This window comes from Intestinimonas sp. HCP28S3_D6 (genome assembly GCF_052065695.1).
GTDB lineage: Bacteria > Bacillota > Clostridia > Oscillospirales > Oscillospiraceae > Intestinimonas.
Window position 1 is genome coordinate 44,985 of sequence record NZ_JBQHTM010000016.1, and the last position, 17,576, is coordinate 62,560.

Annotated in this window: 14 protein-coding genes; 4 read left to right on the forward strand and 10 right to left on the reverse strand. The window is 63.1% G+C overall.

All coding sequences use genetic code 11. From position 1 onward, the window contains the following. Positions 1 to 544: 544 nt before the first annotated feature. The 9 genes from ACTNBK_RS07285 to ACTNBK_RS07325 all read right to left on the reverse strand — a co-directional run bounded on the left by ACTNBK_RS07285 (position 545) and on the right by ACTNBK_RS07325 (position 11,259). The gene (locus ACTNBK_RS07285) at positions 545 to 2,080 is read right to left on the reverse strand and encodes a hypothetical protein (RefSeq protein WP_441144920.1); all 1,536 of its coding nucleotides are present in this window, start codon (positions 2,078 to 2,080) and stop codon (positions 545 to 547) included. Positions 2,081 to 2,098: 18 nt separating this feature from the next. Next, positions 2,099 to 3,787 carry a hypothetical protein gene (locus tag ACTNBK_RS07290; protein WP_441144922.1) on the reverse strand — a complete coding sequence of 563 codons (1,689 nt, stop codon included), beginning with the start codon at positions 3,785 to 3,787 and terminating at the stop codon, positions 2,099 to 2,101. A 29-nt stretch (positions 3,788 to 3,816) separates the two neighbouring features. Then, on the reverse strand, positions 3,817 to 4,686 hold the full coding sequence (locus ACTNBK_RS07295) for a M56 family metallopeptidase (RefSeq protein WP_441144924.1): 870 nt from the start codon (positions 4,684 to 4,686) through the stop codon (positions 3,817 to 3,819). A gap of 18 nt (positions 4,687 to 4,704) precedes the next feature. Beyond that, positions 4,705 to 6,153, reverse strand: a complete 1,449-nt coding sequence (locus tag ACTNBK_RS07300) for a hypothetical protein (protein WP_441144926.1) — start codon at positions 6,151 to 6,153, stop codon at positions 4,705 to 4,707. 93 nt (positions 6,154 to 6,246) lie between these two features. Further along, positions 6,247 to 7,134, reverse strand: a complete 888-nt coding sequence (locus tag ACTNBK_RS07305; protein ID WP_441144928.1) for a hypothetical protein — start codon at positions 7,132 to 7,134, stop codon at positions 6,247 to 6,249. A 74-nt stretch (positions 7,135 to 7,208) separates the two neighbouring features. Next, entirely contained in the window at positions 7,209 to 8,612 is a 1,404-nt protein-coding gene (locus ACTNBK_RS07310) for a hypothetical protein (protein ID WP_441144930.1), read from the reverse strand. Continuing rightward, entirely contained in the window at positions 8,609 to 8,983 is a 375-nt protein-coding gene (locus ACTNBK_RS07315) for a BlaI/MecI/CopY family transcriptional regulator (protein WP_441144932.1), read from the reverse strand. Before ACTNBK_RS07315 ends, ACTNBK_RS07310 begins: the two co-directional genes overlap by 4 nt. 146 nt (positions 8,984 to 9,129) lie before the next feature. Then, complete coding sequence (locus tag ACTNBK_RS07320; protein WP_441144934.1) at positions 9,130 to 10,512, reverse strand: MATE family efflux transporter; 1,383 nt, start codon at positions 10,510 to 10,512, stop codon at positions 9,130 to 9,132. Between the two features lie 84 nt (positions 10,513 to 10,596). Continuing rightward, the gene (locus ACTNBK_RS07325; RefSeq protein WP_441144936.1) at positions 10,597 to 11,259 is read right to left on the reverse strand and encodes an HD domain-containing protein; all 663 of its coding nucleotides are present in this window, start codon (positions 11,257 to 11,259) and stop codon (positions 10,597 to 10,599) included. 109 nt (positions 11,260 to 11,368) lie between these two features. On the opposite strand from ACTNBK_RS07325, the gene ACTNBK_RS07330 reads away from it, so the two are divergent. After that, positions 11,369 to 11,893 carry an N-acetyltransferase family protein gene (locus ACTNBK_RS07330; protein WP_441144938.1) on the forward strand — a complete coding sequence of 175 codons (525 nt, stop codon included), beginning with the start codon at positions 11,369 to 11,371 and terminating at the stop codon, positions 11,891 to 11,893. A 90-nt stretch (positions 11,894 to 11,983) separates the two neighbouring features. Here the strand turns inward: ACTNBK_RS07330 and ACTNBK_RS07335 are convergent, their stop codons facing one another. Then, a complete protein-coding gene (locus tag ACTNBK_RS07335) occupies positions 11,984 to 12,778 on the reverse strand; it encodes a TIGR04255 family protein (protein ID WP_441144940.1) in 795 nt (264 codons plus the stop codon). A 145-nt stretch (positions 12,779 to 12,923) separates the two neighbouring features. Between ACTNBK_RS07335 and ACTNBK_RS07340 the strand changes: the two genes are divergently transcribed. The 3 genes from ACTNBK_RS07340 (at position 12,924) to ACTNBK_RS07350 (ending at position 17,351) form a co-directional block, all read left to right on the forward strand. Then, positions 12,924 to 13,418, forward strand: a complete 495-nt coding sequence (locus tag ACTNBK_RS07340) for a dipicolinate synthase subunit A N-terminal domain-containing protein (RefSeq protein ID WP_441144942.1) — start codon at positions 12,924 to 12,926, stop codon at positions 13,416 to 13,418. A 293-nt stretch (positions 13,419 to 13,711) separates the two neighbouring features. Continuing rightward, on the forward strand, positions 13,712 to 15,304 hold the full coding sequence (locus tag ACTNBK_RS07345) for a recombinase family protein (protein ID WP_441144944.1): 1,593 nt from the start codon (positions 13,712 to 13,714) through the stop codon (positions 15,302 to 15,304). 472 nt (positions 15,305 to 15,776) lie between these two features. Beyond that, positions 15,777 to 17,351 (forward strand): RNA polymerase sigma factor, encoded by a 1,575-nt coding sequence (locus ACTNBK_RS07350; protein WP_441144946.1) that lies wholly within the window; start codon positions 15,777 to 15,779, stop codon positions 17,349 to 17,351. The last annotated feature ends 225 nt before the right edge of the window (positions 17,352 to 17,576 follow it).

Genomic DNA, 17,576 nt, shown 5'->3' on the forward strand with positions numbered 1-17,576 from the left:
ATGACAAAGCCGCTCTGGCCCAACAGGGAGGAGAAGTCCTCCACACCGTAGCCATCGGCGTAGGTGCTGTCTTCCTCGGCGAAGCGGAGCAGCTCGTCTCCCTGCCGGACGGCCCAGTACTTGACGGTGCCGCTGCCCGGCTCCCGATAGCACAGGACCTGCTGGCCGTCCATGAGCTCTGTCTCCTCCAGCACCTCCCCCAGGGTGTCGGCGGGGACGGTGTCCGGGGTCCAGGTGGAGGCGGGAACGTAGGGCTCCAGGTCGGAGAGAGAGTAGGAGGCCACCAGAAGGGCGCCAATCTCTTCCGCTGTTTCGGTTTGGACAGGCTCCGGCGTGGTCTCACCGGGAAGCGGCTCCTGGGTGCAGGCGGCCAGGCTGCCGGCGGTGAGGGTGAGGACCAGGGACAGGATCAGGGGAGTGGTCCCCCCATGCCTGGGCGCGGCCAGCAGATCCCGGAGCCGGGCCCTGAGCAGTCCCTTCCCAGTGTGAAACTCGGTGGAAAACCAGGTGTGGGGGGCGCACATAAAGAGCCCTCCTTTCGGAGTCAGTACAGGGTGAACACGGCCCTGGAGGTGAGCCATGCGAGGGTGTCGCTGTAATCGTCCCAGAACTCGGAGCTGGGGTGCCAGGTGAAGTCGGTGACGGGGAGGTAGTACCAGCCGTTGCCGCCGGGGACGCCGGGGACGGCGGACCGGCCCAGCAGGTTGACCTCCCGGCCCTCGGGTAGAGTGGGCAGGGGGTCCTCCGGCCCGGCCAGGATCTGGAGGAGGCAGCCGGAGCCGGGTTCGATGCCGTCTGGCTCCACACCGCCGTGCTGGGAGACGTACCGTTCATAGGCGTACCGGTGGTAGACGGCCAGGCCGCCCTCCACGGGGCGGAAGATGAGACGGTTGGCGTAATAGCCGTCGGTGCTGGGCAGCTGCCAGGAGAAGTGGAGGGCGTCGCTGGTAAAGACGCCCGCTTCCGGGTCGAAGTAGTTTCCGTCGGTGAGGGTGGGGAGATAGCGGTCCCAGGTGGGCGCGTCCATGAGCTGGAAGTAGTCCTCCGCCAGGGCGGCCAGGGCCTCCTCGCTCCCCGCCTCGTCCACGTTGTAACGGCCCAGATACACATAGCGGTCCGTGGTATGGAGGTAGACTGAGTAGGGAGTGGGGTCTGTCCAACCGGGCTGGCCGGAGAGGGTGATAGGGCAGTGATAGGCGGCGATGCCGTCGAAGCCGTGGCTGGCCGGGTCCTCCGGGTCGTAGTAGTGGGCGGCGGCCAAGGTCATATCGCCGTAGGTGTAGTCCCACCCTCCTGCCAGGGACAGGGCATACTGGTCCAGTTCGGGATAGAAAGTGCTGGCGGGATCGGAGACGGTCTCCGGGAAACGGAAGGTGCCTGGGACGATGGAAAGAAGATCGTCCAGGGAGAAGCTCACGCTGTAGACCTGATGGCTCTCCTGTTCCTGATACCAGTTGTCCAGCACTGTCCAGCTGTTGCCGGTCCGCTGGGCAGCCCGGAAGCCCCACACAGGGGGGAAAGCCTCGGTGAGATAGTCCCCCAGGTAGAAGAGGGTAATGTCGCCCGTCGGGTCCAGGTCTCCATACTGCTCCACCAGGGCGGGGAGGGCATCCCGAAAGGCCAGAGCCCCCTGGGGCAGGTGGGGCTCCACCAGGGAGATGGTGAGGTCGGAGGCGGTGGGGCGGAGCTGTACCGTACCGGTGGACAGGTCCGCGCTGACCGCCCCTACCGTCTCCTCCCCCTGGAGAAGGTCATAGTACCAGTACTCCGTGCCGTTGAGTTCCACGGAGAAGGGCGCGGAGAGGGTGAGGCTTCCCTCCTCCATCCCCAGGGCGGCGGGGGCCAGGCGGAGGACGGTATCGGCGATCTCGTCCTCCACCAGCACCGGGGCGGTGGACTCCTCCGCCGGAGCGGTGCGACAGGCCACCAGGGCCCCGGCGCAGAGGGCCAGGGCCGCCGCCACCACCGCCAGGGTCCGGCCCCGCTTTGGGGCGGGGTGGAGCAGGTCATGGAGCCGGGTGCGCAGCAGGCGCTTGCCGCCCCGGAGCTCGGTGGAGAACCAGGTGTGGGGACAGTTCATGGAAGGGAGCCTCCTTGCTCAGATGTCCAGCACCAGTCCACGGGACAGGGTCCAGGGACCGGTGGTGTTGGTGACGGAGAAATGACCGGCGGGGGTGCCGTCCACGGTGAGGTCCACCCGCCACTCATCCCCGTCGGTGACGCAGATGGGGGTGCCGTCGGGGACCTCCTCTCCGGTGTCCGGGTCCAGGTTGGCGGTGCGGAGGGAGGCGGTCCGGGTCTGGGTAAAGGAGAGGGTCAGCCTCTCCCATACGTCCGCCCCAAAGGCCGCCGACAGGGCTTCACCCGACCCAGTCCCGGGGAGGCTGTCCACGTAGGTCTGGGCGGTGGCCTCCATGTTCTGATTTTCCGCCGTCACCGGGGTGAAGAAGCAGCGGCTCAGGTAGGTCTGAAGCAGCTCATCGGCGGTGGGGGTGCGGAGCAGGACGGGCATACCCTCGGCCTCATAGGCGGCGTCCAGTTGGGCGCAGAGGTCCGCCGGGGCACCCTGGCTTTGGTAGAAGGTGCCGGGGCTCATGTCGTCGCCCCCGTCCACGCCGGTGGTGACGGTGTAGCCGTCCCCCACGGCCTCCACGGTAAAGACGGCGCAGTCGCTGCCGCCCCCCTGGTTGGCCCCACGCTGGAGGAGAAAGTCGTAGTAATAGGTTCTGTGGAGGGTGCAGAGGTAGTGGGTGGCAGTTCCCTCCTCATAACTGCCCACCACCGTGACCTGGGGGAGGCAGAGGTCGGCGCTGCCGGGCTCCGATGTCCGCAGGTTCAGGGCGGCGTCGTAGAGAGCTCCCTCCAGGGAGGCGGGGTCCAGACCCAGATAGGCGGTGGTGGGGCTCCACAGGGCCAGGGGACGGGTAACGACAAAGCCATCCGACGGCGCGCCCAGGGTCCGCCACTGGCACCACAGGAGCGGGTCCATGACGTCCACCAGACCGGCGGGGACGAAGGTATCCACGTCGGTGGAATAGGTTTCCTGGAAGCGGTTGAGGTTGCCCTGGTTCCAGGTGTAGAGCCCCAGCCAGGGGTCCATGCCCTCGGCCCCGTCCACATTGGCCCCCTGAAGGTAGAAGGTCACATCGTCCTCCTCCCCGATGCGGAAGCCCCGGATGGAGAAGCTGTCCTCGTCCAGGGGGAGGGGGAGTTCCCCGGATGCCAGGTTCTCCGCCACCGCGTCCCGGAGGGCGTCTTCGGTGGTGCCGGCCAGGTCCAGGGCCTCCTCCACGGTGACCGAGCGGCGCTCCTGCCGGTCGTAGACCCAGGCGTACAGGTCACCGTCGGTGCTGTAGTTGGGGTAGACGTTCTCCAGCAGAGCCAGGTTTAGATAGCGCTCCGTGGTAACGGGATAGGCGGTGACCTCGCACCAGGTGCCACTCTGGTAGGGGTCGTCCATGTAGACCTGGTACGCCGCTTTCCGCTCCAGAAGGGCGTCGTTGATGGCCTGGGCGTCGGGACAGTCGTCCCCGGCGATCTGGGGGATCTCCAGGATGCTGCCCCGGTCGTCGTAGTATTGGGTGTCCATGACGATATGGGCTGTGGCTGTGTCAGAGCCGGACCGGCAGGCCACCAGGGCCCCGGCGCAGAGGGCCAGAGCTGCCGCCATGGCGGCCAGAGCCCGGCCACGCTTGGGGGCAGGCCGCAGCAGGGCCTGGAGGCGGGTGCGCAGCAGGCGCTTGCCGCCTTTCAGTTCGGTGGAAAACCAGGTGTGAGGGCAGTGCATAGCAAACTCCTTACGCGGTGGAAATGCGGTCAGCGGCTGGAGCGGACGGCGTCCAGAATGACCTGGCCGTACCGGGCCCGGTCATCGGCGGGGAGCCCCTTCACCACGTCGTCGTCGCAGCACCGCTCCAGGTCGCCCTCGGCGGCCCGGAGCAGTACCCAAGTGAGGGGGTTGAACCAGTGAACTAGATTGGCGCACAGCAGCAGAGTCTTGTAGAGAATGTCCCGACGCTTGAAGTGGGTGAGCTCATGGCGGAGGATGAACCACAGGTCCTCCCGGGGCGGCAACTCCTCCGGCAGGATGACGGTGGGCCGGAAAAGGCCGGTCATCATGGGTCCTTTCACCCCGGGGCAGGTGAGGAGCCGCACCGGTTGGACAAGGCCCAGCTCACGGGTGAGGTCGGGGAGAAAGTGAGGGGGCTCCATTGGCTTTGCCCACCGCCGCAGGTAGCTTTGGAACCGCAGGAAGCCGATGAGGTGCCACAGCAGCAGGAGGACGGCCCCGGCCAGCCACACCCAGAAGAGGACCTGGGACAGGGTGAGGGAACGGACCACCGGCTGCACGGCGGGGACGGTGGCCTCCGGCTGGGTGACAGCTGGCTGGACGGGGGCGGCGGTGTTCACCACCGGCGTAAAGTCGGTGGAGACAGGGGCGGGGGTGCTGACGGTGGGGGGTGCGGTGTAGACCACCCGGTCAGGCGGCGTTTCCAGCTGCACCGGGGCCTCTGGTAGGGAAAGATTTATGGGAATGAGCAGGCGCACCGCCACCGCCAGCCAGGCCCAGTACCGCCAGCGGATGGCGTAGCGACGGGCGAGGATAGGCCCCAGCAGCAGGAGCAGCAGGATCACCGCCGACATGGTGAGGGTGATCTCGGCCAGAGTGATGAGAAAATCGGACATGGGCTGGGGCCCTCCCTTTTAGTCAAAGTAGTCGGTGAGCTGAACGCGGCGGACGGTGTCGCCGTCGTCGAAGTAGAAGATAAGGTAGTAGCCGAAGCCGCCGTCCCCGGGGCCGAACCAGAGGAAGTCGCCCTCCAGGTCCCAGTTGGGCTGGTCGCTGGCGGTGGGGTAGGCCCGGAGGACATCCTCCCGGGTGGAACTGCCGATGAGAATACCCCGGTTGGTGCGGAAGCCAGGGTTACTGGTCTCCATGGTCCAGATGGAGGTCGCCCCCTCCGGGGAGACATAGCACTCCAGGGTGAGGTCGGGCCAGGTCCACCGCTCCCAGCGGTCGCCGGGCTGGTAGCTCACCGCGCCGTCGGAGATGTCGGTGATCTCCGGCTCACCCAGGACTTCGACGAGGTATCCGGCGCTGCCTCCCAGGCCGTACCAGCCGCCGCCCTGCCGCAGCAGGGCGAAATCGGTGTCGGACAGGCCCCAGGACAGGGCTTCCGCCTCGCGGTAGTAGGTACCGGGCCGGGCGTTGAAGGCGCCCAGGATCTTACTGTCCTCGCCGGTGTAGGAGAGCACCAGATAGCAGCGCTCGCCGTCGGCCAGGTCCAGGGGCATGGACACCCATTTCCCGTCCACATCCAGCAGATACTCCGTCTCATAGACGCCGCAGGCTGTCCCGGCGGGTGCGGTGGCCTCCTGCTGGAAGGTAAGGGAGGTGAGCTGGACTTCCTGACCGGGATACTGCCCGCGCAGGTATTCCAGGGCGGTGGACTCGGCCTGGTCCTGGAGGAGGGCCCACTGGAGGGGACGGCGGATGGTCTCGGTGAAGAGCTCGCTGCCGGGCTCACAATCGTTGATCATGGTGTGGAAGAGGTAGGACGGCCCCACCGCGGTGCTCACGTCGAAAATCAGGTAGGTGGAGTTGGGGTAAGTGGCCAGCACCCAGCCCTCCTCGTCCATCTCCATGCCCCCGGCCAGGAGGACCCGGTCCGGGGTGGTGGTGTGGAGCCGCCAACCCAGGCGGTAGACGTCCAGGGCTACCCCCTCCAGGTCGTCGTAGTGGTAGGCAAGCTCCATGGACTCGATGCGCCAGTCGTCGTAGTCAGCGGGCTGGCCGATCATCTCCATCTTACCGTCCACCATGCCCACCGCCCCTGAGTTTTCCGACCAGTAGCGGTACTGGTCCCAGACGTAGGACTCCGCGGCGGCGAGGACGGCGTCGGGGACGTCCACGCCCTCCCAGACCTGGCCGGCGGGACCGGCCGACTCCGTGGGGGCGGGGACGGGGCTGGCGGACGTGGGAGCGGTGTCACAGGCCACCAGAGAGCCGAGCATGCTCACCAGCAGCAGGATGCATACCAGTGGGAGGACGCCCACACGCCGGGGGGCGGCGGAGAGATCGCTGAGCCGGCGGTGGAGGGCCGTCCGGCCCGTATGCAGCTCCGTGGAGAAATAGGTCCTGGGCGCTTTCATGTCTGCTCCTCCTTTCCAAAGGGCAAGAGAGGTCCTTCTATCCATATATCGCCGGAGCCGGGGCAAATGTGACAGCTCCGGCCCATTTTCCCGTCAGCCGGCGGCGGTGAGGGTCTGGATGTGCTCCGCCGTCAGGCTCTGCCAGGGCAGCTCCAGTTCCGCCGCGCCGGAGAGGTACTCCTCCCGCCACTGGAGGTATTGGCTCTCGTCCACCGGGGAGAGCAGCCCGTATTCTGTGCCCATGTCCCGGTAGACATAGTAGACGAAGCCGGAATTGCTGGTGTCGGTGTCCACCGGGTAGTTCTGCGGCTGGAAGTCTCGGCTCCAGGCGTCCACAGACCCTACATCTCTATACAGGTCGCTTTCCGGATCGTAGACATAGAGGGTATAGGGCCAGAAGTCCCCGGCCAGCCCTTGGTTGTGGGACCAGCCCGCCTGGATGGCGCCGTTGTCGTAGAAGGTCAGGTTGGGGAATTCAGAGAACTGGAGGCGCAGGTCGCCGTTTTCGTCGATGTCATAGATGAGCGCCTGCATCCCCGCCACGATGGCGGTGGTGTATTGGATGACCAGCTCCTCCCGGCCGTCGCCGTCCACGTCGCAGACGGCAAACTGATTCTCCGCCATGGCCTCCCGCTCCGCCACGGTGCCGATGTACCCTTCCGGGTCATTAATTTCCCCGGGCAGAAGGTTTTCGTCCAGCAGGGTGGTGAGCACCTGGGCGTAGAGGGTCCTGGTATCCCGATTCTCCTCCGTCACCGGGAGAGAGGGAAAGGACACGGTGGGCAGCGGAGCGGAGACGGTAGGGGCGGACGGGGCATTGCAGGCCACCAGAGAGCCGAGCATGCTCACCAGTAGCAGGGTGCATACCAGGGGAAGGCCGCCCCGCCGCCGGGGGGCGGCGAAGAGGTCGTCCAGCCGGTGGCGGAGGGCCCGACGGCCGGTGTGGAGCTCCGTGGAGAAAATGGTCTTGGGGGCGTTCATGTCAGCTCTCCTTTGCAAGATGGGAAGGAATTTTCAATCTGTCGCCGGGGTGAGGAGAAATGTGACGGCTTTCGTCAATATCCCTCATCATCCAACGCCCAGACGTCATTTCCGTCATTCTGGCGGAGCAGGATGAGGCTCCAGTCAAGGCGCTGTTCACCGGTATTCATCACCGCTGGTTCACCCGTCCAGGTCCAGTCGGCGAAGAGAACCATCACGTCCTCTGCCTCCGCGCCGTTGGTGCTGCCCCGGCCATAGGTGAGATATTGCGTCTGCATCAGACTGAAATCCACAGGGTCGAACCACAGGGCATTCAACTGTCGCTGAGAGTCGGACGAAACGAACACGGAGGCAGCGGCTTCCATGGCGGGGGAGAGATCGGCAAAATCGAAGCCCCAGGGGGTGTAGATCTCCGGGTCCGGAATGGAGTCGATGGGGAAATACCAGCGCTGATTCAAAAGGCGGGCCGCCCGCTCGGTGTCGGTGTCGGTGGAGCTCCCCAGCAGGAAGGTGAGGGTGGGGTCCGGATTGCCGGTGGGATAGCACAGGTAGATGTGGAGCCCCTCCGGGCTCTCCACCTGATTACTGGTGCCCGAGTCCTGATAGTGATAGGTCAGGGCCCAGGCCTCCACGGTGCGCCCCGTGTCGGCGTCGTCATAGGTGCCGGACAGGGTGAGGCCGGTGATCTGAAAGTCGGCGTTGCCGGCGACCTCTGTAGGGATCACCTGAGCCACGTAAGCACGGGCCATACCCGCAGCCGGATTTTCCTCCTGGAAGAGCTTGGTGTCCGCGTAGATCCACTGGGGCTCCGTCCCCAGGGCGGTGGCGGGGTCCCAGTCGCCCCGGATGTAGAGGTCCAGGTTCCCCAGGGTAATGACCCCCTTCCGGTCGGCCCAGTAGCTCTGGTAGTCCGGGCTCCCGGGGGCTGCCGGCCAGGTCCAGTTCCAGGTCCCGTCGGCGTACACCACCTCGCCGCCGCCGCAGGTGTCCACGCCCTGATAGGTGGTGACGGTGGTGCACAGCACGTGGAGGCCGTCGTCAGCGGACCAGGAGAGGGCGTCGCACTGGTCGCCGGAGAGAAAGACCGGCGTCCCGGTCAGCTCCCCGGTGGTCCCGTCGGCGGCCAGGAGCAGGAGATTCCCCAGACCGGCAGCGTGGGGGCCGCCGTCGTAGGAGAAGGCGCAGACCGTGTCCCCGTCCGATGTGGTCACCCACAGCAGCGTCCAGGACTCCCGCTCGTCCCGGTAGTCCAGGACCTGGGCCAGGGCGGCGTCGGCCAGGGCGTCCGTATTGGGGGGCGCGGGCTCCTGCCGGCAGGACACCAGGGCACCCAGGCAGACGGTGAGGCACAGGGCCAGAGCCAGCAGGCCGCCGCCCCGGCGCTTGTCGCCTGGGGTGAACAGGTTACCCAGCCGGGCCTTCAGCAGGCGCTTTTCCCCCCGCAGCTCGGTGGAAAAGATGGTGTGAGGGGCCTTCATTTGCGTCCCTCCTTCAGCTCGTCCAGGTAGCGCTGGAGCTCGTCCACCTCGGCGTCGTCCAGGTCGCCGCCCCGGGCTAGGGAGGCCACGAAGCGTTTTAAGGACTTGCCAAAAACCTTGTCCAGCACGGCGCTGCTCTCGAAGGAGAGATAGTCGGCCTGGGACACCAGAGGGGTGTACCAGTTGGCCTTTCCCCGCTTTTCGCAGGAGACAAAACCCTTTTCAGCCAGGCGGGAGAGGTAGGTGTTGATGGTGTTGGCGGCCCAGCCCCGGTCCCGCAGAGCCTCCTCCAGATCGGAGCGGGCGGCGCCCCCCTCCCGGTCCCACAGGGCCTTCATGACCTCCAGCTCGGTATCGGGCAGACGTTTCATAGGCTGCCTCCTTTCTACTTCGATTGTAGTGGTTCTGTCTATATACTACATTTGAAGTGGATGAGAGTCAAGTTACAGTGTGGTGACAAAATGAAAAACCGCCGACCTTCCGTGTTCGGAAGATCGGCGGTCGATTTCAGGTGACTTCAGGATTTGGCGGAGCGGGCGGCATCCTCGGGGGAGAGACCGGCCCGGGCAATGCCCCGGCGGAGCCAGTTGCCCCGGGCGTAGTAGATGATGTAGAGGATGGAGGTGACAATCCAGCTGATGGGGTAGCTCACCAGCACGGTCTCCAGCACGGGGAAGTGGGGGAGGACCAGCAGCACCCACAGCACCCGCAGCACGCACACACCACTGCAGGTGAGGAGCATGGGTTTGAGGGAGTCGCCAGTGCCTCGGACGGCGCCGGAGAAGATCTCGATGCACACGAAGGTGGCGTAGAAGGGGGCGGTGAACCACATGACATGGTGGCCCAGCTCGATGACGGCGGTATCGTTGGTAAAGAGCCGCAGCAGGGCAGGGGCGGCGCCGCAGAATAGGACGCTGACCACGGCAGTGACCGAGAAGGTTAGTGCCAAACAGACCAGCACGCCCTTCTTGACCCGGTCGTACTTCCGCGCGCCGAAGTTCTGGCTCACGAAGGTGGTGATAGACACGCCGAAGGCGCCGGAGATGAGCCAATAGAAGGAGTCCACCTTGCCGAATGCGGTCCAGGCGGCCACGGTGACGGTGCCGAAGGAGTTGATGCAGGACTGGAGGACCATGTTGGAGATGGTGTACATGTTGGACTGGACACCGGCGGGCAGACCGATGCGGACGATGGCGGCCAGCTTATCCTTGTGGAAGCGGATCTCTCTGGGGACCACGGAGTAGACGGTGCCGGGGCGCAGCAGGGAGACGGCCACCAGCACGGCGCTCACCACCTGGGACAGGACGGTGGCCAGACCCACGCCCAGCACGGCCAGGTCCAAAATCACCACGAAGAAGAGGTCTAGCACAATGTTGGTGAGGCAGGCGGCCATAAGGAAGTAGAGGGGGCGGCGGGTGTCGCCGATGGCCCGGAGGATGCTGGCGCCCATGTTGTAGATAAAGGAGGCGATGGAGCCGCAGAAGTAGACCCGCAGGTAGGTGATGGCGTATGCCATCACGTCCGCGGGAGTGCCCATCAGGCCCAGCACCGGGGCGGAGACCAGCAGGCCGACGGCGGTGACCACCACGCCGGCGGCTAGAGCCAGGGCAATGCCGGTATGGACGGCCTCCCGCAGCTGATCGCCCTGGCGGGCGCCGTAGTACTGGGCGATGACCACCGTGGCGCCGGAGGAGAGACCCACGAAGAGGTTCACCAGAAAGTTGATGATGACCGCCGTGGGGCCGCCCACGGCGCCAAGGGCGGCGGTGCCCACGAAGTTACCCACAATGATGGCGTCCACCGTGTTGTAGAGCTGCTGGAAAAAGGTGCCCAGCAGAATGGGGAAGAAAAAGGAGAGCAGAGGCTTGAGAATGGACCCTTCTGTGATCTGATTCTGCACAGCAGCGCACCTTCCTTACAAAAAGTCCGAAGAAGAAGGGAAAAGGACCCCACCCGATCCAGGGGATCGGATGGGGCAAGGCAACTATAACAGGTTCTGGCCGTTGATGTCAAGATGGAAGGTGAGCTGGAAGAACTCCGCTGCCTTCCGGCAGAGGATCATCCGCTGGAGAAAGATCTCAAAGTAGTCCATGACGGGACACACCTGGGTGTTGATGGAGAGGGTCAGGGTGAAGGTGCCCGCCTCCCGGTCCAGCTGGGTCACCGATTGCTCCACGGCGTAGTTGACCCGGTCGTGGATGTCGAAGCTGGCCAGGTCCTTGTTCCGCACTCGGCTTCGGCGCACGTCGGTCTTGTCGGCCAGGATGAGGGCGGCGGCCACGGCGTTCACCGGGTAGGCGGTGGAGTCGTCGTGGTGGCCAATGGCGGTGATGACGGCGGCCACGTCGGCGGGAGGCATGCCCATCTTGTCCAGAATGCGGAAGGCCATCACCGCGCCGGTCTGGGCGTGGTCGTTGCGGTTGACCACGTTGCCGATGTCGTGCATGAAGGCGGCGATACGGCAGAGCTCGATGGTGTGCGCGTCGTAGCCCAGATCCCGCAGCAGGTCGCCGGCGATGGCGGCACACCGGCCCACGTGGGCGTAGCTGTGCTCGGTGAAGCCCAGCGCCAGCAGGGAGGCGTCGGCCTGGGTGATATAGGTCCGGATCTCCTGGGACTGCTTGATGTCCTCATAGGTCACTGCCATGGGGACCACGCTCCTTTCTAATGTCCCGCCGGACTTGCCTTCTCCACCGGCGGGGGGTATAATGTGGAAAATCGTACATCCGCCTGTTGGCGGAGGGAGGGAAACGCCAATGATCCGAAAAGCAACTGCCGACGACCTGGAGGCCGTATCCGCCATCTATGAGGCGGTGCTGGACCGGGAGGAGGCCACCGGCTGCCGCTGGACCAACTGGGAGCGGGGGGTGTACCCCTGCCGGGCCACGGCGGAGAAGGCCCTGAAGGAGGGGACCCTGTATGTGGCGGAGGTGGATGGTGCCGTCCTGGGCTGTGCCAACCTCAACCATGTCCAGCCGCCGGAGTACGCGAAAATTCCATGGACGGTGGCGGCCAAGCCCAAAGAGGTGCTGGTCATCCACACCCTGTGCATCCACCCCGACGCCGCCGGTGGTGGGCTGGGGCGGCGGTTCGTGGCCTATGCCGAGGGACTGGCAGTGGGCAAGGGATGCCGGGCCATGCGGCTGGACACCTATGAGGGAAACGCCCCCGCCGCCGCCTTCTACCCTAAGCTGGGCTACCGCCTGGCGGGGGAGACGGAGTTCTTCTTTGAAGGCTTCCGGCAGGAGACCCTCATCTGCTTTGAAAAGAACCTCGCATAAAAATAAAGCGGGACACAAAGACGACCGGAAAAGGGACTCCACCTTTCCGGTCGTCTTTTTGCTGTGCTTTTGCACAGCGGAATCACACAGTTACTCCGCCATGGGGGTGGGGCCCATGGCCTCGTGGAGCTCGGGCATAATGGCCCCATGGAAGAAGCGCTCGGCATAGTGGTGGAGCTCCTCCAGGGTGCCGGGCACCTTGTCGGCGGTCAGGTTTCCGGTGCGGGAGAGATCCCCGTCTAGGATGAACTTGGGCTCGGGGTCCTGCTTGCCGCCATTGATAAGACCGGGGCCGGCGTGGATCTTCAGGCGCACGCCCTCCTCCAGGGCAATCTCGGTGTCCAGGGAGGAGCGGCCCACCTTGGTCTCGTCCACGTCGGGCTCGCCCAGGATGCCCAAGTAGGGGGAGCGGATCAGGTCATCCCAGAGGAGATCCGTAAGACCCAGCCGCTTTTTGGAGATGGCATTGAGGTAGCGCAGGCCCACCCGCTGGAAGAAGGCGGGCTGATAGACCTGGATGAACTGAGCCAGGGGCTTGTCCAGCCGCAGGGCAAAGTCCTCCCAGTTGGTGTAGCGCAGGGTGGAGAGGGCGATAAAGTCCTTGGTGAGGTTGATCTTCCACAGCCCGTCGGTGGAGACGAAGTTGTGGTTGGCGATGGGGGGCTGGGGCTCCACCTTGGGATTGGGACCGCCGGCCCCGACGATCTTGGGAGGGGCCTGCTCTTTCCGCACGGCGTACCGGGGGAAGTCTTGGCGGATGGCCTCCTGAAAATCGGCGGGCTCGTCGCTGTTGATGGTGAGGATGGTGGGGAACCGCAGCTGGCAGATGACCTCGATGAGGGGGCTGCGGGCATATTGATAGCGCTGATACTCTGAAAACAGCATAGTGTTTGCTCCTTCCCAAATGCCTCCGCCAAGCGGAGGCGTTTCCTCCTTATTGTAAATGCTGCGCCACGGTCTGTCAATGACCCGTCACCCTTTGCAGAGATTGGGAATAGGATGGGCCAGACGGAACATGGAGGGGAGAAACATGAGGAACGAGTGGAACATCTGGGTGGTGGGCGGCGATCTCCGGCAGGTCCGGCTGGCCCAGCTCCTGTGCGAGGAGGGACACACGGTACATACGTGGGCCCTGGAAGAGGCGGAGGGGGTGCCGGAGCCGGCGGCCGACCTCACCGGGGCGAAGCTGGCCGACTGCGTGGTGCTGCCCCTGCCGGCTGCGGGGGAGGACGGACGGCTCAATACCCCATTCTCCGCCCAAAAGCCGGAGCTGGCCGAGGTGCTGGACGCCCTGCGGCCGGGGCAGGTGGTGTGTGCCGGCCGGGCGTCGCCGGAGCTGCTGGCCCTGGCAGAGGAACGGCAACTGCGGCTCTTCGACTACTTCCGCCGGGAGGAGCTGGCGGTGGCCAACGCCGTACCCACCGCGTTAGCGATAAGACACACAAAACCGGGTTCCCATACGGTGACCCGGTTTTGCCGCGTTCAAAGGAGTGCGGCAATCACAGACATAGGAAACCGAAATTGAACGCAGCTGTTTTCTCTGCCATCCCTACAAAAAAGCAAGATACCGGATCAGAACGCATAGGATTCTATTGCGGTAAAATTTCCGTTTCAGGAATGGCATCGTCAATCTACCTCAAAAGATGACGGAGGGCGGCTTTCTGAAGTGGTGCGGCTTAAACATTCAGGCGTGGCGTACCACAATCATTTCTGATATATGCAAGCGCAGGAAGGAGGGATGGACCGTGGAAGATCAGGTCAGGAACGCACTGCTGCGGGCGCTTCTTGAGGCGGGGATAATCACTCCAGCGGAGTACCATGAACTTCGGAAATGAGAGAGCCTTGCGGGTGGCGGCATACTGCCGGGTGTCCACAGAGAAAGAGGATCAGCGGAATTCGCTGGCTGCCCAGCAGACGTTTTTTCGCAGCTATATCCAGCAGAGACCGGAGTGGGAGCTGGTGGGGATCTTCGCTGATGAAGGCCTCTCTGGAACTTCGGTCAGGCGGAGGCCTCAATTCACCGAGATGCTTCAGCGGGCCATGGGTGGGGAAATTGATCTAATCGTGACCAAAGAGGTCTCCCGCTTTGCCCGCAACACAGTGGACACCCTTCAGATCACTCGTCAGTTGAAAAATCGTGGGGTACGGGTCCTGTTCCTGAACGACAATATTGACACTGGTGACAACGATGGCGAATTCCGCCTGACCATCATGGCCAGTGTGGCGCAAGAGGAGAGCCGGAAGGTATCTGAGCGCACCCGCTGGGGGCAGCTCCAGGCCATGCGGCGCGGGGTGGTTTTTGGCAACAATTCCATCTATGGCTACCAGCTGAAAAATGGCGCATTGACGGTGGAGCTGGAGCAGGCCGCTGTGGTGAAGCTAATTTACCACAAGTTTCTGGTGGAGCGGAAGGGCACCCACACCATCGCCCGTGAACTGACCCTGGAGGGTGTACACCCGCCCCTGCGGCCTGCAGGGGGATGGTCCTCCACCATGGTACTGCGTATCCTGCGGAACGAGAAATACTGCGGAGACCTTCTGCAAAAAAAATTCGTTACCACCGACCATCTGACCCACCGCAAGGTGATGAACCATGGGGAGGAGGAACAGTTCTGCCTTCGAAATCACCATGAGGCCATCATAAGCCGAGAGGAGTTTCAGAAGGTGCAGGTGGAACTGGCCAAAAGGGCGGGAATGGTGCAGGAGAAGCGTAGATTCTCCGCCAGGTATTGGTATTCTGGAAAAATAAAATGTGGCTGCTGTGGGAAGAGCTTCATCTGCAAGCGAACCCGTCGGGCAAATGGGGGGGAATATATCCGCTTTGTATGCCGCGGACATCTGGACGGTACAAGCGAATGCACCATGCGGGCGGTAAATGGGCTGGTGATCTTCGCGGTGGCCAGGCATGTGTTGAGCCAGCTGCCCCTGAACGGTACAGGCCTGATTGACCAGTTGATGGAAGATCTGAAAGCCCTGCGCAACGCTGGAGACGATGGAATCCGGGAACTGGCCAAAATCGAGCGGGAGCTGGAGCGGCAAATGAACAGGAAAGACCGGGCGCTAGAGGCCTGGCTGGACGGAACGCTCAGTCAGATGGATATGACCCGCCTGGTGTCCCGCTGTGAGGAAGAAATGTCGAGACTCAATCAACATGCGGAAAAGCTAGAGAGCAGGCGTGCGGGGATCCAGCGAGCGGAGGAGTGGTTTCAGGAGACCAGAGCCCTGTTGGAGCAGGAGCTGGAAGGTGGAGATGCCGTCCTGGGGGAGCTGATTCAGGGTATCACGGTGAACCAAGAGGATTTTCTGGTGGACGTGACAGAATTTCCGGTGCGATTTCGCGTAAAGGCTGCATGGGAGAGAAAAGGCGGAGACTACCGCGCCCGAATCCTGGAATGTACTCCGATTAAATGAATGCCGTTTTTGGACTATTTTGTCGAAAAAACGGCATTTATTTTCTGAAAAAATTATTGTACTATGAAGCTTTCGGCTTTCAAAATGCTTCAAACGCAAAACGACATTAAAGATCTGATCGCTGACTCTGCGCATCAGTTTCACTATTCCGGGCATAGAGGATAGCCTTTTCACGGCATTAGGATGTCCAAAATTTGTCCAACAAAATAAAACCGATGCCTTTGCTCCGGGCACTATATAACGGAAGAGATGCTCCGGCAGCTGGGCGGCAATGCCGGAGTACCCATCCCATAGGAGGTGAATATGCTTGCATTTCTGGAAGAATCTTTGTAAAATAAGTAAAAAAGAGGCGCTTTCCCAATGAAATACATTTCTTTTTTTCAGTTCCTCCGCCGCTGCCTTCTGATGGATGCGGAGACGCACCTGCCATCCCAGGCAGTGAGAAAACAGCTGGAAAGGTCGAGAGCAAGAAATGGAACAGGAAGAGCTGACCACATTGATTCAACACGCCCGACAAGGGGATCCGGATGCCCAAGACACCCTAGTGAGGAAGGTCCAGAATAGGGTCTATTACCACTGCAAAAAGATGTTGAATAAAGAGGATGCCGCCCAGGATGCCACGCAGGATGTGCTCATCGCTATGCTCACCAACTTGGACAAGCTGAAGGAGCCGGCAGCCTTCTGGGGCTGGGTGAACGGCATCACCGCCAACCGATGCCGGCACCTGCTCAGTGCTCCCCACAAGGAGTGGCAGATTCCCGAGGACGACGCGGGTAACTCCATGCTGGACGACATGGAGAACCTGGACGAGACCCTGATGCCGGAGGCGGCCTTGGACGACGCCGAGACTCGGAGGATGATCCTGGATCTGGTGGATGCTTTGCCGCCGGAGCAGCGCATGAGCGTGCTGTTTTACTACTACGACGAGATGAGTGTCAAGGATATTGCCCAGACCATGGATGTCAGCGAGGGGACGGTGAAGAGCCGCCTTAATTACGCACGGAAAAGCATCAAGCAGGGCGTGGAGGCATACGAGCGGAAGGGCGTCAAGCTATACAGCGTCAGTCCTTTCCTGCTGTTGGTATTCTACTTGCGGCAGGAGGCGTCCGCCTGCGTACTGGAAGATACGGCCGCCGCTGCTATGGCCAGTCAGGCTGTGGCCCAGGCCGGGGCCGTCGCTGTGGAGGGCGCCGGAGGTGCCGCGGCCGGTGCCAGTGCCGCGGCTGGAGCTTCAACGACAGGAACGGCAGCAGTCGGGCTTTCCACCAAGCTGGTCGCCGGACTGGTGGCCGCCGTCATCCTGGTGGGCGGTGGTGCGGTGGGGATCTCCGTACTGATGGGCGGGGACAGCCCGGAGGAGTCAGCGCCGCCCCTACAGGAGGAGGTCCAGGCGGCGGAGGACACCTCCTTTGGGGCCCTCCACGGTTTCACCATCGTGGAGCCCCAACCCTATGAGGACCTGCCGCTGACCGCCGTCTGCGGGGATGACGGACTGGTGGTCCTCTCCTCCTCGGGCGCCCTGACCCAGCCAGAAATCACCGTCAGCCAGCCGGACGGGGAGGGCTATGTGACCTATACGATTCGCTGTACCAACACCGCCCAGGTCGTCCTGGGGGGCTCGGAGGACGCCTCCCTGGCCCTTACGCTCTTTTCCCAGGAATATAGTTTCTACGACTGGTATACTGGCCGGCTCTATTTCCCTGACCAGCGGGAGGACGCCGGCGGCGAGGCCCTGGCCGTGGGTGAGGTTCAGGTGGAGCACGATGGGGAGACCTTCTCTCTTTCCTATGAGAAGCGCTGGACCAGTGGCATAGACTACGGCGACTGGCGTGAGAGCAGCCAGCCCGGCCTGGAGCGTGAGATCACCATCGACGCCTTTCAGGAGGAGACCTACACCATTCGGGCCCCGAAGGACTATGACGGGGTGCTCCTGGGGGTCAACATCGTGGACCCGCCCGACCCGGAACGGGTCATCCAGGCGGAGTGGAATCTGGAGACCGACGCCCCAGACCACTTTGTATTTATCCGGCTCAGCGACCATCAGTGAGCCCATATTCATGGAAAAGGATATGCAGGAGGGTCTGCCCGGGAGAAGGTGGACAAGCTGCCTGTGCTGTCTTGGGGCAAATAGAAATTCTGGCAACGCAAAAAAATTTTTAAAGGTCGATTGTAAAATGAAGTTGGACACCTAAGAAAAAATCCATAGTGATTTTCCCCACATGGTAGAATGAAGTTTGCACACAACTTCTTCCAAGGGAGGGCAATCACTATG